This window comes from Sphingopyxis sp. sgz302558, assembly GCF_057220455.1.
In genome coordinates, this window is sequence record NZ_JBXPUZ010000002.1 from 462,264 (window position 1) to 478,896 (window position 16,633).

Sequence of the window (16,633 nt, forward strand, 5' to 3'; positions counted from 1 at the left end):
CCGTTCCGGGATCCAAAGCATTCCGGCAAATTGAGCTGAACCCGACTTGGGCGCCAATTGAGTTTCTCAGGCAAAAGCCCCGCCCGGCAGAGCCGGACGGGGCTTGGGTGCGTTGGTCAGTTGCCGTTCGAGGCGCGGGCGCGGGACCAGATCAGGTTGAACGTCTTGCCATCTTCGTCGGCGAACAGGCTGGCGAAGATCGGGGCGGTGAAGCTGGGATCGTCGAGCTTGATCGAGAGATAATCGCGGCCTTCCTTGGAGGTCTTCTGCCAGCAGGCGCCGATCTCGGCTTTGGCCACGAACACCCGGTGCGACGGGGCGTTTTCATTCTCGCTTGCTTCCTCGGCGACGATGGTGACGTTCTTCTTCTGCAAGCTCATCGTGACGATCTCGCCGGTGTAGTTGGTGTCGCCGGACTTTTTGAATGTGCCGATGTTTGCCATGATTCAGTTCCTTCGTGTTGGTCGAACCCCGCGCTCATTCGCGGCCTCGATGGCTGGTTTCAGGCAGGGGCTTGCACCGCTGCACCCGCAGGGCCGCAACGCAGTCGAGGACGGGGCAGGCCGGGGTTTCTTGTCCCGCGAGGAATGGGCGCCGTCGGGGTCCCCATCGCGTTAGCGATGGGGTGGCAAGGCCAGGGGAAGAAAGTTCGGACTGCACCGTTGCGGCAAGGGGCAAGAGGCGCAGCCGTCCCCTGCCAACCAAAGCCATTGACGAGGCCGTGGGTGAGTGCGGTTCTGGCCGTCACGCGCAAGGAGATTTGGCAAGGATGGACGCGCGCGTTCAATGTCTGGCTGGCGCACCCGCTGGCGGAACCGAATGATGGGCTTGCCGGATGAAGCTGCGGCATTCTGCCGATAGGGCAGGGAATGGAAACGCTCCGTCGCGCCGGATTCTGTGGCTGCTGGCGACAACGCCGCTGGCGCTGACCGCAGGAAGGCGGCGACGGACTCGGTCAGCGTTGCACCCCGCCCCGCCCCGATCCGCCCGCGCGTTCGCGGGCGGTGATGGCTATCCACATCATCCGGTAAGGTTCGTGCCCAGCCGCAACCCAAAATGACCGAGCACTCAAGCCCCGTCCGGTTCTGCCGGACGAGGCTTTGTGGCGCGCGCGGTGCGGATAAGAGCGGGCGGCATATCGCCGCCCGCTCCCTGTTCACGCCGCAAGCCGTTGCTCGTCGATCTCCTCCAGCGCGTCGGCGGCTTCGGTGACGCCGTCCTCTGCCTCCGCCGCCGCATCTGCGGCGGCGGAGTCGGGATCGAGCGGTGCTTCGGGTTCGGCCAGCCATGCCGCGCGGTTGGATGCGGCAACCGTCGCCACTCCGCCGCGCTGGGTATAGGCCGATGGCGGAAACGCCATCCAGCGCGGCACCCAATTTTCGACCTTGGCGCGATCATTGCCGCCGGTCAGATAGTCGGCGATGACAGATTTGATCGTCTTGCCCTTCTCGGCGGCATGGGCCTGCGCCACGGTATCGCCGCCGATCTCGCGCAACACTGCGGTCAAAACCTCGCGGTCGCGGATCAGGCCGTAGAACGCATCGTCCGCCACCCAATAATCGGCCATCTTGACGCCAAGGTGAAGGCCAATGGTTTCGATGAGGCCGGTGCCGCTCGCCAACGTCTCGGCCATGACCACGCCCAGCACTTCCATGACCACCGCGTCGGGCAGTTCCAGCAACCGCTGGAGCAGACCGCTCACGCCGTTCCTCGGTTCGTGGCCCAACGCGACGCTTTCTTCGTCGGGGTCGAACCTCAAAACGGCAAGCACGGCCCGCCGCCGCTCGTCAAAACGGGTTTCGGCAATGCTGATTTCGATGCTCTCGGTGATAGCCTCATTGCGCGACCGCTGGCTTTGAACCTCGACGCGCCACAGGGGCGAACCGCAAATCGCATGGGCGACCATGACCCGCAGCGCCACGCCGCTATTCGCGGCAAGCGCCGACCGCACCGCCGCATGACGGTGCAGGTCGATATAGCTGGTCATGGCTGCGGTGATTTCAGGCCGCGCGGGAGCGGGCTGCTTCGCGGCCTCGCTGCCGCCTTCACCCTGTCGCCGCGCTTCCTTGCGGGTCAGATAGCCTTCGTGAAAGGCGACCTCGCCCTTGCCGTTGACGTCGATATAGACGCGCCCGCCTTTGCGCTTCGGGGTCTTTTCATGTTCCCATGTCTGGAAATAGACACCGGCGGGGACGATCTCGACTGCGCTCCACCCGTCTTCGAGATAGGCGGCCTTGCGCCGCTCGATCTCGGCGGACTGCGCGGCCCAGAACTGATCGGCATCGGCGAAATAGCCTTCATCGCCGAACAGGTCTTTAACGATCTGGCCGTCGAAGGCGGCAAGATCGAACAGCGCCGCGCCGGTCGCAATCGACGCGCCGCCGAACAGCCATGCTTTCAGCTGCTGCCCGCGCGGGGCATAGCCGTCCGCATCCTCGAACAGCGCCAGCCACGCCTTTTGCTGCGCCTTGGTCGCCAAGGTCAGGTGCTTGACGGTGGGCGCGTCGATTTCCTCGGCGCGGAACGCCTCGCGGATACGCGGCAACAGATTGCCAAGCGCAAGGATGCGCTTCACCTGCAACTCGGTCAGCGCGAAGGTCGCGGCAATATCCTCGACGCTCCGGCCTTCTTTGACCAGCCGCGTGTAGCTTTCCCATTGCGTCACCTGATCGGGATTCTGCCGCAGCATGTTCTCGATCATCGAAATTTCGAGCGCCTCGGCGTCGTCGCCTTCGCCAAGCGTGATGCAGGGCAGCATCACGCCGTCCTGGCCCCGCCGCGCGGCCTCAAGGCTAGCGAAGTAGCGGCGCTTGCCCGCGACGATCTCGAAATGACCGGCATTGCAGTTGGGCCGGACGAACAGCGGTGAAATCACGCCACGCTTGATGATCGACGGCAATATGTCCGAAATGTCGGGCGGCTTCTTGCCCGCCCGCATGTTCGCCTTGGAAACCGAAAGCCGGTCGAGCGGGATTTGGTCGATGTGCATGATAGGTTACTCCTTCGCTTCGATGGTGGCCCCATCCTCGGGGCATCTTGGGGGGCGGTGAGGACGGGGCCGGTTGTCCGCGCGAGGGTGTCCCGCGCGGGGTCTGCCGCACCTTGAGGGGGTCAAGGTGGCGGAAGGGCTGAATCTTCTTGGGCGCGGGCGACGGCTGCGGCCTCAAGCCGCGCCTCATCCTCGGTGATACCGCCGCACAGGCGCGCGGCATCGGCGTAGATGGTCAGCGGGAAGCGCCCTTCAAAATGAAGGTCGCGCTCGATGGCGAGGCCGAACGGCAGCTTGACCGCCGCAATCTCGGCAAGGCTGGCCGAACCCATTTCGGGGCAACCGAACCCCAAATCGCACAGCCCGAACAGCGTGTCGCCGCCCTCGTCCAGTTCGGAAAACAGCCAAGTGCCGGACCCTACGGGATTGAAGAATTTGACGACCGGCACATGATCGCCACGGCTCTGGCCGTTGGCGATCAACCGTGCGCGCTGGTCTTGGGTGAGCAAAAGCATGAGGAAAGTCCTTTCAAAACATCTCGATCTGGTTGCGGGCGTTGGTGTCGAACAGGCCGTGATCGGCGGGGCGCTGCGGCCTTTTCGGCTCCAGCGGCGCATTGGCGCGCATGGCGAGTCGGTCGCGAGGCGTGATCGGCGCAACGCCGTAAACCAGTGTTTGCTCGCCGATGGACGTCTGCTCGGACGCAAGAGAATGCGGCGCGCCTGCGCTGTAAGCGCAAACCGATTGGGCTATGCCTGCGCTATGCTTGCCGCCGCTCCGCCGTGTCCCGCTGTAATCCGCCATCGTCGCCTCCACGCCCAAGAAACCACACCCGACCCCGGAGAGGGGGAGGGGCGGTAATGAGCGACCAAGAGGCCCGCCGCGATCAGGCGCACCTGCAAGGCTGTAACAAAGTGAAAGACCCGGACAAAAGAACGAAGTGGGGCCGGGTTGCGCCTGATCGCGGCGGGCCTAGCCGGAAGCGCCGCCCATCCCCCTCTTCGGGGACGGCCACGAAAACGCCGGCGCACCTGCGCCGTCCACGATCAGTCGAAGATCATCGAGACTATCTCACCGCGCAGCGGCTGAACAGGGACGGCACCCTTGCACGGCGCGACGCCGCCGGATGGTGTGTGCGGGCAATCGTCCGCCAGCGCCCATCCGGCAAGGAGAGAGGCAAGAGTGCCAGCGGGTCAGCCCAAAAACGCTGCACCCTCAGGAGCGCGATAGCAGCGGGAAAGAGTGCATCCTTGGAAAATCCCGCTCATTAGCCCACGCTCCCGATCGTCACCCGAAGGGCCAAGACTACAGGCTTGGTTCGCGCGAGCGAATAGCGCGGGTTGCCGTTAGGCAGCGCAAATCATTCTACAACAGTATTTTTGAACGATCCGATTGCGCCATTCAGAATCTCGGCGACCTGATGATAGTGACTGGAAGCCTTATGGCAGTTAGGGGCATAGGATGATTCAAGCACAAGATCTCATAAACCAATCAAGTAACGGAACGCTGCACCAGTTCATTCTCGACAGCTACGAGCGCGGCAATGACGCGGACGATGGTGCCTTGGTGACACTGGCGGTCGATCTGCACAACAAGGGCGGGCTTGATCTGTTGGGCGTTTTGACGCCAGCGGCATTGGAAGACGCCAAGGGTTTCCATTTTTTCACGCTCCAGCAATTCTATTGCGCCGTCATACCGCGCCTCGAAGCCGAACCGAAACCGCTCATGGTTGCCACATCGGCACTGGTGAAAGCGGGCGGCAACGACGGAATGGCAAACGCGCCAAACGCCGCCTATCGGGATTGGTGCGCGGCAAAACCTGATCGTCCCGGCGCCGCGCTGGCGCTCATTGAAGCGGGCGATGCGGACGCGCAAGACTATCTGTCGCTAACGCTCGAAGCTGGGGCAAAGCTCGACCTGCGCGCCTATATGGAACGCGCAATTACCTATATACGCGATACACCTGAATTGCGCACGGGAGCGTTGACGGCGCTGTCCAGATTTGAATGCGGCGCTGCCATTGACCTAGCGCGCGCGGCGCTCGCACTGCTAACGGAACTGACGAAAACCGAAGCGGATGATTTGGTCCGCACGCATGTCCTTGCCGCAACAATCGGGCTTTATGCTCAATCGCCGAAGAAGCTGCACAAGAAGGCCTTGGCTTTGATATCCAAGGCGGTCGATCTGCGCGGTGAACATGTGCTGCATCACGCGGCCTCGGTGCTATTCAGCCACCGACAGCATTTGAGCGATGAGATGATCGAGGTGCTGCTAGGGGCGTTGGAAGAGGTGAAACCCTCGAACCTCGGCACCATCAACTCCTTGGATGTGGGCCTTTCGCAGTTAGTGAAAGCGGGCAAAGGCCAGCGCGTTTCCGAGTATCTGGAAGTGGTCTTCCAAGCCCATCCGGATGAGCTCAGCTTCAAGCAATTCGATAGCGTCGGCTATGCGCTGACCTCGCAGGACCGAGTGCTGGTTGAAGACATGACGGTGCGGTGGCTGATGAGCGGCAATCAGGATTTGGCGTCGCATATTTCGTCGTTGCTGCAAGGCTCCACGCAAAATCCGACCGTTTTCGAGGTCGATATCGCGACTTACGGGCTCAGCGACAATGAGGCGCTGTTTCTGGCGCGCAAGGCAGTCGGCTGGTTCTTCTTCCATCCGATAACGGCGGCATCGCTCATCATCTGCATATTGCGCTCGGTGAAAGGCGAGATTGCGGAATCTATTGGCGATTTGCTCTTCGAACCGCTGCTGCTTAATTATTCGGGCGAGCTTCGCGACCATCTGACGGCGCGCATCAAAGGCCCGAAGGACCGTGCCAAGCCGCATATCCGCCGCGCGGTGGCGAAGCTCGACGCCTATCTCGATGACCTGCGCGCCGTAGGCTTTATGAAGGAGCTTGAACCTTCGGAAAGCGAGCGGCTGATCGAGCGCAAGCAGCAAAGCGAGCGAATGCGGCAGATTCAGAAACAGGCCGAGCAAAGCTCGGTCCTGATGTCGCTAGTATCAAAATCGATCATCCTGCACGGCAACGGCTCGGTCGGCTATCAGCGCGGCGCGGATGGCAAGCTCCACCGCCACGCGATGAAGATGGGCGGTTTCAGCACAAGCTGGGAAGCGCCGCGTCTGCAGGCCATCGACCCGTTCGGGGTCGAGATGCAGCTTCGGCAGTTTCGTTCCGAAAGGCTTGCTGCATGAAGCTTGTCATCAAGGAATATCTGGCCTCGCTGAAAGAGCGTGAGGAGCTGGATGCCATGCTTCCCAATCTCCTGAGCGAGATGGGGTTCACCGTCTATTCGCGGCCAGGCAGAGGCACACGTCAATATGGCGTCGATGTCGCTGCGGTGGGCACAGCCGATGATGGCACGCGCAGGGTCTATCTCTTTTCGGTCAAGCAGGGCGATCTCAACCGGCAGGATTGGGACGGCACGCCCCAGGCGCTGCGTCCGTCGCTCAATGAAATCCGCGATGCCTATATTCCTACCTGCATCCCGTCCGAATATCAAAATCTCGGCGTAGTCATCTGCCTCGTGTTTGGCGGTGATATCAAGGAGGCGGTGCATCAGGAGGTGCGCGGTTACATCCGCGCGAACACAACGGTGAATGTAACTTACGAAGAATGGAACGGCGACCGTCTGGCCGACCTGATCCTGAGCGGCATTTTGCGCGAAGACATGTTCACCGGCGACATGCGCTCGCATCTTCGCAAGGCGGCGGCGATGGTCGAAGAACCGGATATTGCTTACGCTCATTTTCAGAAGCTGGTCGATGCGATTGTGAAGCGGCCTGCAAAGAAGCGGGTCGCGCGGATTTCCAAAGTTCGAGAAATCTACATGTGCCTGTGGGTGCTGTTCACTTGGGGCCGCGAAGCGAACAATGTGGAAGCGCCGTATCGCGCCAGCGAATATGCGGTGCTGCGGGCGTGGGAATTGCTCAACGGGATGATCGGCAAGAAGGGCCGCGAAGCGGTTGAGGCTGGTATCGTGTTCAACGATCTGGTCGAACTGCATTTCGCGATTTGGGATGAACTGGCGGGCAAGATATTGCCGCATGTGGACAAGCGGCACGCTATTTCAGCGACGGTACCGTCCTTCTCAAGCCTCGATATCAACCTCAAGACTCATGACATAATGGGACGTATCGCGCTGCGAGGGCTATGGCTCGCCTGGGCGAAGAGTCAAAGCGCATTGCCGGAGCCGCTGGAAACAACCGAAGACGATCCGCTGCACACGATCGCGATGCAGCTCTTCAGCCTCATCGACAATAATCCGGCGCTGCACTCGCCGATCAGCGATGAACAGGCGATCGACATAGCGTTGGCGCTGATGCTGCTTGGTGTCCACGGGGGCCTCAAAAAGGCGATTGGCTCATGGCTCGATGTGCTGGTGGACCGGACCTATGCGGCATATCGCACGCATGGAGCATATCCGACATGCAAATGGTCCTATTGGGATTTGGTCGAACATCCAACCGAAAAGACCGACGAATATCGCAAGGAAGCGACGGGCGGCAGCACCCTCTTCCCGCTTCTGGCGCTGTGGGCAGGCGGATATAGCGATGGCAAAGCCATGGCGACGCTCACGAAGTTCAAGAACGAGCATCTGAAACATTGCAATTTCCAGCTATGGTTTCCCGACAGCGACAGCGAAGCGGGGCTTTATCAAGGGAGCGACCGGCATGGCGACATGTTGTCGAACATTCCCGTCGATGCGGAAGGCGCCGAGACAAGGGAGTATGTCGATACCGAATGTGCGGCGAATGCCAATTTCAGCAAATTGTCTGCCGTCCAGCTCGGCCATTGGCCGATAGTCCTGATGGCGTGCCGACACTACCGGCTGCCGGTGCCGCCGCAAGTCTGGCTGGGCCTCGTGCCAAAGGATGAAAACAGTTCGCCGGATGACGTAACCGCCTCGCGGGACGGACCCGCTGAACAACATGAAAATCTCGAACCGGTCCCCAACCGGTAGGGCAGTTGAATGGCAATCGCCGCGTTAGTCAAAATGGACCCGCAAGCGACGTGCGCGCTCCTTAAAGGCTTCCTCGCCTCCCTCCAAAATATCGCAAACGGCGGTGCGCATTGCGGCTTCGTCAAGGCCGCCCGAACGATATGAGATCGGCGGTAGCGATCCGGCAACATGGGGGCCTACGGTCGCAACAATGATTTGATCTGCGTCGGCGTTGACGACGAGATTGGCATTGTGAGTGACCATAATCACCTGCCGCTTTGCCTTGGCTTGCACGAACAGGCCCACAAGCTCGTCGTAGATCGATTTTGGGTCCAGATTTTCTTCGGGTTGGTCGATAATCAAAGGACGGTCGTCCGCATCGTCCAATGCCAGATAAAGGAGGAGAAGAACGATGCCGCGCGTGCCAGGCGACAGGTTGCGAATGTCGATGCCGTCATAATCGACGCTGTATTTGATGTTGATATGGTCAGTGCCGTAAAGCCATTGGGCAAGGCGGCGAGACCAGTCACGATAGCCCGCTTGGTCGTTCTTCGCTGCGATTGAGTGTTCCACGAAAAACGCATCGTGTTGATCGCGGAAAGCACGCATCGCCGAGCTGATCTGCTCTGCGGTGCCGGTTTCCCAAGCGGCTTTGAGCTTTTCGTTCGCAAAACCGGCGATGGTGCCTTTGCCCTTGAACGGGCCGGTTCGCAGATCCAGCAGTTGCTCTCCGGCCAGCGCCCATCTTTCCACATCCGCAGTGCGCGACACAGCGAAGGAGAGCTTGTTCAAAGTGCCGGTCGCGGCGGCCAGGCGGGCCTTTATAGGAACATAAAGCGAGTTCAGCACTTCCTGCTCGGCAATCACGGCTTGAAACACGCGAATGTAGCTTTGCTCGCGTTCTTCCCGAAGCAGGCGCGCCCTCTCTCGCGCCCCTTTCGCATCCTCCAGCTTTTCGGTCAGCCCCTTCAAAGTTTCGTTTTCCGTGACGATTTTTTGGGAAATGGCGGCAAATCGCTCCGCCGTAAGTCGGTCCACGCTTACAAGCTGACTGAGACGGGCTATCTCCGCTTCGAGGGTCGCCAGCGCTATCAACTTGAGGTCGGCATCTTCGGGGATGATTGGGGTTTGCAAGTCTTGGCTCGGCGCGACGGGCGCGCCTTTCCAACCAGCGCTATTCTGCTGCGCCTTGGTGATGCGGTCGGCGAGGATGGAATCGACGTCGCCTTGGAAGTCGAGTTTGAAGGGCGCCCATTCGTCGTCGTTGGCGATGCCCGTGAGGGTATGGCGTTCTTTCATGCCGCGCAGTGTGTCCGGCGTCTTGTTGGTGCGAACGTCACCGACCTCATCGCGGAGCGTTAGCAGCTGCTGCTCTTGGCGATTGAAGTAGCGAACATTCGAGCGCGCTTGCTCGGCAGCCTTGGTGATTTCGTCGAGGCGCAGCACACGCGCCTCGCTGTCTTTTGTGACCAGTTTGGAACGGTCTTCGGTCAGGCGAGCAATGATGGCCGTCTTTTCCGTTACCTGCGCTTGATAGCCCGCAAGCAGCTTGTCTTTCTCCATCTCTGTGCTGATCCGCTCGGAGATAGCGGCTAATGAAGCCTCTTCTCTGGACCGCGCTTGCCGGAAGCGGGTTGCTCGGAGCTCCAACAGATCGTCGAAGTTCACTGCGCCGTCGCGGTCATTGACGCTGTGCGCGTCATAGACAACGCGCTCCACCTCGCGCAAAAGCTCGTCGGTCATGCCATCGGCAGCGCAAAGCTTCTCCACAAATTGCTGCGAAAGGAACCGCGCGCGGGGGTAGGTATCAGCCATTGGCGCAGAGGTACTGATAAGCGCTTTGGTTTCTTTGCCGTTGCCGTTCCAAGTCAGCGTCACGTCCGTTCCGGTCAGATATTCCTGCGCGCGATAGAGGAATGACTGGCGGTTTTGATCGAGGGCGGGGACGGCTTCACAGCCTGCCGCAATCATTTCTGCCAACGCCGTTTTACCCGACCCGCGCGCGCCGATGATCGCAACGAGGCCAGGATTGAGTGTCAGATGCGTGGGCTGGAGCCACGTCGCATTTCCAATTTCTACATCGGAGATGATCTGCGAAGCTGACGCAGCAACGGGAGGGTTTTCGCCGACAAAAGCCCTTCCTTCTGGGTCGATGCAAGCCTGCCGGAGCGCGTCGAAGGTTGGATTGCCCTTGATCCAGCAATAGCGGCTTAAGGCCGGTGCGCCGACTGCTCCATGATCGTGTGCATCACTGCCATGAATGCAGGGCTTCAGGCTTCCGTAGTTCTGCCGAATCTCTAGCGGCGTGTGCACGCCTTTGCCCAACCAGAAGTCACGGGCCTTAGGGCTGGATGCGAAAATTGCATGGGCAAATTTTTCAACTTCCTTACGAAGTGTGGCATCGGCCCCGTCGCGCAATCCCGATGTTCCGTCATTGCCGCTGGCGACCGCTATCAGAATGTTATCTCTGGCCCATTTGATGCTCTTGAAAACTTCCTTGAGTTTCTCGAACGGTATTTTGAATTGCTCGGCTCCGATTTTGAGCGCGGCAATGTCATCAAGGAGCGTTTGGTTCACTCGCCGTCCCAGCCGCATCAGCTCCGCCCTTGTGCAGCCAAAACGGTCATCGAAAGCTTCAAAAGTGAGGCCGCCCAAGATGCGCTCAACCTCGTCAAGATGATTGGGGTCGTCAGGGCAAACCAGCAAATGGATGTTTACGAAGTTGGCGGTGGCCGTGCCGAGCGCCAGCCTCATTTCGATATTCGGGAAAATCAGTCCGCAATCTGGGATGCGACCGGCAGCTTTTGCCGCGACCAGCCGCTTGTAGGTTTCGATACTGTAGTAATCGGTTATACCGATGGCCTCGATGACGGGATTGCTGGTTTCAAGTTTGGTGAGATAGGCCTCCCAAGGGTCCGTGCCTTTGAACTGATCGTTGTAGATCGTGCCAGGAGCATGAACATGGGGGTCCCATCGCCGCCAGCGCGAGCCCGAATTGACGTCTGAAACTGTCACGATTTTCCCCGTTCTATTGCTTTACTAAGTTCATCTTATCAAACGCATTGTGCTTTGTGATTTCGACTTAAACAAGCGCAAAGCGGGCGCTATCAACTCTACAGCCAACCGCTCGTAAGATTTCGTCGCCGTTTGCCGCAAATTATTCCGTCTCTTTTTTGCCACCGATCCGACGATGGCAATTTCACTCCATCGCGTTCACGCTTTGGTCTACCGCTGTAAATTGCGACCTGTTAAAGCTCGGCTTATGCAAGCCAGAGACTTCACCATCGAACTTACCGGCGAAGAAAGCGATATCGCGGGCCGGTTGAATTTCAACCAGGTTGCTTTTGTCGGCAATTATGAGGGCTATCTGCAGAATGCCGATCTGGCGCACCGCCTCACCACAAGCCTTTTAGACCGCGACGCCATTCCACCTCAGCGAAAAAGCTATTTTGCCGATCCGGAGTATCACCCAGGCGGGCGCGGCTCATCGCGCCAAGACAATTTCGTCCGGCACGGCAACAGCCATGACGAAATATTGCGGCATCCCAATTTTTTGAAGCATCTGCGATACTTTGTTTATGGTGCCGACTTGCCTGCGGCGGTCATTGCCGCATTCGCCGATGCGGTCGAAGACTGCGGGATGGTGACATCGGGCGATATAGTGCCACTTGGCCAGAAGGCGCGGCTCCTTGCCCGCACACACGGTCTCGAACGGTCGGCGGCGGCTGAAGAATTCTACAAGCTTTGCCTTGATTTGGGCCTAAGCGCCAGCCAATCGGCGAGCATCCGAACGTCGGTGCTGCAACTGCGTAGTCGACGCTGAGGTAGCCAAAGCGAGGCTGGGCGTTGTCGCCCATTCCAAACTAGCCGCTGGCCCAAAGGGGGTCGTAAATCGACGCCGGATGATAGTGACCGACAATATGTTCGGGTGGAAGATCGACCGTCAAGCTTAGGGCCGACCCCGAGCCGGGGCTGAGCGCGCAGCAATCAAGACCATCGACCAGCTCGCAGAACAGAAATTCGAGCATCATGCCTCCGAACTCTTTGAGTGTGTATGGCGATAGGAGCGTCATGGGAATGTCGCATACCAGCATTGTTGGCCGACCAATCTCCTTGAGCGCGCGCTTGGTTTCTGATGTGCTGGTGACGCGCATTCCGAGACAGTAGAGATATTCGCTGCCATAGATCAGATAGTGGCCTGAGCCGCCAATGCGAGTGAAAAGGCTACTTTCCTCGGCTGCAAAATAGAGGCGGCCTTCGCGGCCGCCAGACTTTTTATGGGCTTCGATGTCGTTGATCGCGCGCTGGAGCCGTTCCTCGTTGGCGCTGTCGTAGCGACCATTGAGAAAAATGGTGCGCGCCCGATCCTCGATCTCCTCGGCGCGAAGGCACTTCAAGCCTCGCGCGTAGAAAGGGGCGAGGTCGTTTGTCCTTGTGGCGTGGCCTGCGCGAAAGGCGCGATACTCCTTACCGAGCCTTTCTCCCATCAGCTCCCTAATGTCGCACGTCAGGTGCGTTACGGTAAAAATGATGTCGTCCAGCCAGCTCAGGTCGTCCGAAACGACATATTCGGGCGGATTGCGAACAAACTCGGCTTTCACGTCGTCGTTGATGTAGTCGGCCAGCATCTCCCAGATGCGTGTCCGCCAGGTATCGGGTTGTGGATAGCAAAACACATCATCGGCAAGTTTCGGACGCGCGCTGGTTTCTTGCGGAATCTGGCGCTCGTCATAGCCAGGCAGCATGTGTCCGGCCAAGCTGCCCGACGCCCACTTATAGTTCATCCTTGCCCTTTCTGATTGCGAACGGTTAGCGGCGACGTCGCTAAGCGCCATCGCCTATGCCAAATTCGTCGGGCAGTCCTTGAAACGCGAAGGGGTTGAGGAATTGCCGACGCCACAAGAAAGCGCGCTCGGCCTCGCCAAGCGCTGCTTCGTCGCATACCGCCGCCCAATCGGCTTTGACGCGCGCGACCTGTTGCGCAATGATGGCGCGCGCGCGCGCATCATCGAGCAGAAAGACGGGCGCGGCTTCGAGGCATAGGGACAATTGGCTCATGCGGCGGTTGCCGACGATGAGCATGGCTTGCGTCGCTTCTCCGCCGGTTCTGCCCTGTGGGCATAGATCATAGGCGGGGGTCAGGCGGAGCGATTTGCCATCCCAATATGCAGCGTGGTTGCGCGCATGATCGTCGGTGTTGCCACACAGGATATTGAACACGATGCGCGCAAACAATTCGGTGAGTGTTTCGACTGGATCGTCGAAGCGGTGGCGGATGATGGTCGCCAGTTCCTCATAGCTTGCGTAGCGTGCTTCGGTTTCGTCGAGATCGAGCAGCGTCAAGGCGGAGACGATGCCCCGACGCGCCCAGCTTATGCCATTGGCGGTGCGGTCGAAGCGTTCGATGAGCAATACATCTTTGCCAAGCGCGTGGGTGAGCTTGACTGGCGCGACGGCGAGGCCGACGCGCTCCGCAAGGCGCATGGCAACAAATTCGGCTTTCACGACATTGTAGAGATCGTTGGTCGCCGAGAATTTGGCGATGTATTTCTTGTCGCCGTCGTCGATCAGCGCCTTGGGTCGTGCGCCGCCAAGCGATGAACCATGCTGCAAGGCCTGATCGAGTTCGGGCGTGAGCTGCACGCCTTTCTCGACGCGCTCGGCGGACTCCATAAGTTCGGCGAGCGTGGCATTCTTGCGCTGGCGCGGCACATATTCGGTGGCTGAACGCTGGAAGTCGAGCATACCGATGCGGTCGGATCCCGATTCCAGCAAATAGGTCAGCTCGTCCAGATCGGTTTGCGCAGCTTCATTGCCTTTGAGGCCGGTCACGCGGTTGATGATGACGCGCCGCCCCCATGCGTCGGGCGAGCCATCGCGGATGCTGCTGGGGAGCAGCATCTTGTTGTTGGTGTCGATGGCACCGGCGCGCAGCGGCAATTCGGGGTCGTAGATGGCGATGGCGTCGGCGCGCGCCAGATAGCTTTGGCCATAATTGAAGGCTAGCCGTCCGTCGCGCGCGCGCGCCAAGCGTCCGGCGACAACGGGCTGAGTTGCGCCAGGTAGCCAAATCCAGACGAAGGCCTCGTCGATGCGATTTTCAGAAGTCATCTTTCACCTCGGTGCGCGGCTTGTGGATGGCCTTGGGAAGCAGGCGCAGCTTGCCTTCCTGTTCGGCTAGCAGCGTGGTGAGGCGGCTGCGGTCGCTTTCAAACAGCGGGACGCCAACGATGGCGGCGGCCTCGAAGACCAAGCCGATGCCGCAACGCGGATCGCCTTGCTCGATGCGGCGCATCATGTCGCGCGATACGCCCGCGCGCGTCGCCAATTCCTCAATGCCGAGCTTGCGCTCTATCCGATGGATGCGGATGAGCTGACCAAGCACGGCGACGGCTTCCCTGCCGTAGCGGGAATAGGAACGGGGAACGGATTTGCTGCGCTCGATAGCCACAAGGATGCCTTTCGTTATCCTTGCGATCATGCCGCAATAAAGAGAGAATGTCAAGAAAATGGCTTACAAATAAGTCATAATGGTATTTAGGGCTTAAATATAAGCTGTTCTAGGTGGATATGGCAATGGCGGTGCACCGTTGGGCGCGCTAGTCGCCACCGGTCAGCTTCGTTCGAGTTGACCTTTGCGTGGGGCTTTCCGGTTCCGTCTCAGCCCTCAAAATAGGTGGCATGGCTGCCACGTTTGCCAGCCATCACGGGGTCGCCGCGCACGCCGCCGCGCGACGGCGTGCAAATCTTGAAGTGATCGCCGCAGTCGAAGATCGCCAGAATCGGCTCATTGCCCAATTCATAGTATCTGGGCATTGGGTCACCGACCGCACCAGTGAAGTCGCGACCATTGTGCTGCCAAGCAAGCGCGCGGATGCGCGCCGATTTCTTCGCCGGAACGGCAGCGCCGACGAATTTGGCGAAAGCGTCGTAAACGCTTTCTGCTTCGTCGGCATCGCTGGCATGGGGAACGAAGAATTGCATCGGTGCCTCAAAGAGTTGGTGCGGACGGGGGGACTTGAACCCCCAAGGGCAATGCCCGACGGATTTTCTTACCCGCTACGGTTTTCACCGCCGCCCGTAAGGGCGTTTGGAGTCTGGACTATCCCTTCACCGTGCCACGGCAAGCCGTGGGTTAGGTGCTGCCCGTCTAGTCTCTACACCTTCCGCAGCGCTTTCGCGCTGCGGCTTGGCTCGGGATTGCCAGTTGAAAGGTTTCCCCGAATTTGAGCAGTTCTGCATCGCGGGTTTCCCCGCGAGCACTCAAGATTGGTCTAAGTCCGTTGCGTCTACCGATTTCGCCACGTCCGCATTTCCAAGGCCACCTATAGAGGGGCGATGAATCTTAGCCAAGCGAGATAATGGTCAGCCGTCGCTACTTGAGGATGTTTTTTGCAATAGCTTGGGCTTCCGAACATTAACGGCTGAAGCGTCAATAGTGTTCGTCAAATGGCGGGCGTAGTGTTTCTCGATCATCTCGACACTGGTGCGGCAATTCTTGGCAACCTGATAGATGTCGGCCCCTTCAAGCAAGCGAAGGCAGATGTAAGTATGCCGCAGACTGTAGCAGGTGCGGACATGACCATCACGGTCGAACTTCAGGTTCAGTTCGTCGAGCAGCGTATTCATAAGGTCGCGCGGCGTCTTCCCAAAAATCCGATCGGTTGGCTTGAGTCCTTTGCGCTTGGAAATGCGCTCGAAAGGCAGGATCGCGCCGGGCATCGACTTGCAAAAGCCGACCCCGCGCTTGCCGCGCACCTCGATCTCAAGGATGCGCTCGCCAGTCGAGTCGTCGTGCACGATCTTGACGTCGCGCAGCTCAAGTCGCGCGGACTCATCGGGGCGAAGCCCAGTGTTGCCCATGAACAGAACATAGTCATGAAAATTCTCGCACACGGAGCGCCAGCGCGGCTTTGGCGGGTTCTTCGTCCGCTCGCGAGTCGCCTCATAAAGCATCTTGTATTCTTCGGGCGAAAACCAGGCGCGATGTTCGAGCTTTCCTGACGTTTTGTAGGGCGCGGACATATCAGGGATTGCCGCGATCCAGCCCTTGCGGTTGGCGGTCTTCAGCACCTGACGAAGCGTGACGATCTCGTGATGCAAAGTGGCGCGGGCCGGTTTCTTCGGCTTACCGGTCTTGGCATCGAGCCGCGATGTCTGGCGGTGAGCCCGATACTCCTGCACCTTGCCTGCCGTAATGTCTTCTAGGGCCGTATCGCCAAAGAACGGGGTCAGGTGGACGCGGATGATGTTCGCCTTCGACTGCACATAGTCCGCGTTGCGCTCGCCGAGCGTGATTACCTCGAACTCGTCGGTGAACGCTTTGGCGGCGTCCGCGAAACTCGGGCCGGGCGACGCTCGCCGCCGACGGCCATCAGCGGACGAGCCGGGATCGGCAACTAGAGGCTGAATGGCTCCGTTCGACAATGACACGCCACCGCGCCGGCGCTGGCGATCTTCGACGCACCGCTCCATATACCAGTCGCGTGCGAAATCCTTGGCGGCGGCAAGGCTTTCCTCCTTTGTGGTTTGCCGGTGATTGCGGCTGCCAAGGAAGGTCGCGCATTGCCAGAATCGGCTGTTCTCACGCTTGTAAACGTGAAGGGTGCCATCCATCAAAACATGGCTCTCGATTGGCACTGTGAAAACTCCAAACTGTGTAAGACATGTGTAAGTCTTTTTTGGAGTCTCGTCC

Annotated in this window: 13 protein-coding genes; 3 read left to right on the forward strand and 10 right to left on the reverse strand. The window is 59.5% G+C overall.

The window, feature by feature from the left end:
- Positions 1-116: 116 nt before the first annotated feature.
- The 4 genes from AC2TC0_RS07675 to AC2TC0_RS07690 form a co-directional block, all read right to left on the reverse strand.
- Positions 117-443 carry a DUF736 domain-containing protein gene (locus AC2TC0_RS07675; RefSeq protein ID WP_484716921.1) on the reverse strand — a complete coding sequence of 109 codons (327 nt, stop codon included), beginning with the start codon at positions 441-443 and terminating at the stop codon, positions 117-119.
- Positions 444-1,156: 713 nt separating this feature from the next.
- A complete protein-coding gene (locus tag AC2TC0_RS07680) occupies positions 1,157-2,989 on the reverse strand; it encodes a ParB/RepB/Spo0J family partition protein (protein ID WP_484716922.1) in 1,833 nt (610 codons plus the stop codon).
- 122 nt (positions 2,990-3,111) lie between these two features.
- A complete protein-coding gene (locus AC2TC0_RS07685; protein ID WP_484716923.1) occupies positions 3,112-3,504 on the reverse strand; it encodes a DUF2958 domain-containing protein in 393 nt (130 codons plus the stop codon).
- Between the two features lie 13 nt (positions 3,505-3,517).
- A complete protein-coding gene (locus AC2TC0_RS07690; RefSeq protein ID WP_484716924.1) occupies positions 3,518-3,793 on the reverse strand; it encodes a hypothetical protein in 276 nt (91 codons plus the stop codon).
- A gap of 657 nt (positions 3,794-4,450) precedes the next feature.
- Here AC2TC0_RS07690 and AC2TC0_RS07695 point away from each other — a divergent pair.
- Together AC2TC0_RS07695 and AC2TC0_RS07700 are read left to right on the forward strand one after the other, a co-directional pair.
- Entirely contained in the window at positions 4,451-6,190 is a 1,740-nt protein-coding gene (locus AC2TC0_RS07695) for a hypothetical protein (protein ID WP_484716925.1), read from the forward strand.
- Entirely contained in the window at positions 6,187-7,959 is a 1,773-nt protein-coding gene (locus tag AC2TC0_RS07700) for a hypothetical protein (protein WP_484716926.1), read from the forward strand. The genes AC2TC0_RS07695 and AC2TC0_RS07700 overlap by 4 nt, the downstream gene beginning before the upstream one ends.
- A gap of 24 nt (positions 7,960-7,983) precedes the next feature.
- Here AC2TC0_RS07700 and AC2TC0_RS07705 read toward each other — a convergent pair whose 3' ends face one another.
- A complete protein-coding gene (locus tag AC2TC0_RS07705) occupies positions 7,984-10,953 on the reverse strand; it encodes a TrlF family AAA-like ATPase (RefSeq protein WP_484716927.1) in 2,970 nt (989 codons plus the stop codon).
- Between the two features lie 247 nt (positions 10,954-11,200).
- Here AC2TC0_RS07705 and AC2TC0_RS07710 point away from each other — a divergent pair, with 247 nt between their 5' ends.
- A complete protein-coding gene (locus tag AC2TC0_RS07710; protein ID WP_484716928.1) occupies positions 11,201-11,761 on the forward strand; it encodes a hypothetical protein in 561 nt (186 codons plus the stop codon).
- A 40-nt stretch (positions 11,762-11,801) separates the two neighbouring features.
- Here the strand turns inward: AC2TC0_RS07710 and AC2TC0_RS07715 are convergent, their stop codons facing one another.
- From AC2TC0_RS07715 to AC2TC0_RS07735, 5 genes are all read right to left on the reverse strand, one after another.
- On the reverse strand, positions 11,802-12,773 hold the full coding sequence (locus tag AC2TC0_RS07715; RefSeq protein WP_484716929.1) for a hypothetical protein: 972 nt from the start codon (positions 12,771-12,773) through the stop codon (positions 11,802-11,804).
- Positions 12,763-14,049: a type II toxin-antitoxin system HipA family toxin gene (locus AC2TC0_RS07720; RefSeq protein ID WP_484716930.1), complete on the reverse strand. Its 1,287-nt coding sequence runs from the start codon at positions 14,047-14,049 to the stop codon at positions 12,763-12,765. Before AC2TC0_RS07720 ends, AC2TC0_RS07715 begins: the two co-directional genes overlap by 11 nt.
- Positions 14,039-14,389: a helix-turn-helix transcriptional regulator gene (locus AC2TC0_RS07725; protein ID WP_484716931.1), complete on the reverse strand. Its 351-nt coding sequence runs from the start codon at positions 14,387-14,389 to the stop codon at positions 14,039-14,041. Before AC2TC0_RS07725 ends, AC2TC0_RS07720 begins: the two co-directional genes overlap by 11 nt.
- Positions 14,390-14,598: 209 nt before the next feature.
- On the reverse strand, positions 14,599-14,922 hold the full coding sequence (locus tag AC2TC0_RS07730) for a hypothetical protein (protein ID WP_484716932.1): 324 nt from the start codon (positions 14,920-14,922) through the stop codon (positions 14,599-14,601).
- A 381-nt stretch (positions 14,923-15,303) separates the two neighbouring features.
- A complete protein-coding gene (locus AC2TC0_RS07735; RefSeq protein ID WP_484716933.1) occupies positions 15,304-16,578 on the reverse strand; it encodes a site-specific integrase in 1,275 nt (424 codons plus the stop codon).
- Positions 16,579-16,633 lie beyond the last annotated feature (55 nt).

Bases quoted from the DNA above. Each gene is read 5' to 3' on its own strand.
- AC2TC0_RS07675 (WP_484716921.1), bottom strand. From the start codon at position 443: ATGGCAAACATCGGCACATTCAAAAAGTCCGGCGACACCAACTACACC.
- AC2TC0_RS07680 (WP_484716922.1), bottom strand. From the start codon at position 2,989: ATGCACATCGACCAAATCCCGCTCGACCGGCTTTCGGTTTCCAAGGCG.
- AC2TC0_RS07685 (WP_484716923.1), bottom strand. From the start codon at position 3,504: ATGCTTTTGCTCACCCAAGACCAGCGCGCACGGTTGATCGCCAACGGC.
- AC2TC0_RS07690 (WP_484716924.1), bottom strand. From the start codon at position 3,793: ATGGCGGATTACAGCGGGACACGGCGGAGCGGCGGCAAGCATAGCGCA.
- AC2TC0_RS07695 (WP_484716925.1), top strand. From the start codon at position 4,451: ATGATTCAAGCACAAGATCTCATAAACCAATCAAGTAACGGAACGCTG.
- AC2TC0_RS07700 (WP_484716926.1), top strand. From the start codon at position 6,187: ATGAAGCTTGTCATCAAGGAATATCTGGCCTCGCTGAAAGAGCGTGAG.
- AC2TC0_RS07710 (WP_484716928.1), top strand. From the start codon at position 11,201: ATGCAAGCCAGAGACTTCACCATCGAACTTACCGGCGAAGAAAGCGAT.
- AC2TC0_RS07715 (WP_484716929.1), bottom strand. From the start codon at position 12,773: ATGGCGCTTAGCGACGTCGCCGCTAACCGTTCGCAATCAGAAAGGGCA.
- AC2TC0_RS07720 (WP_484716930.1), bottom strand. From the start codon at position 14,049: ATGACTTCTGAAAATCGCATCGACGAGGCCTTCGTCTGGATTTGGCTA.
- AC2TC0_RS07730 (WP_484716932.1), bottom strand. From the start codon at position 14,922: ATGCAATTCTTCGTTCCCCATGCCAGCGATGCCGACGAAGCAGAAAGC.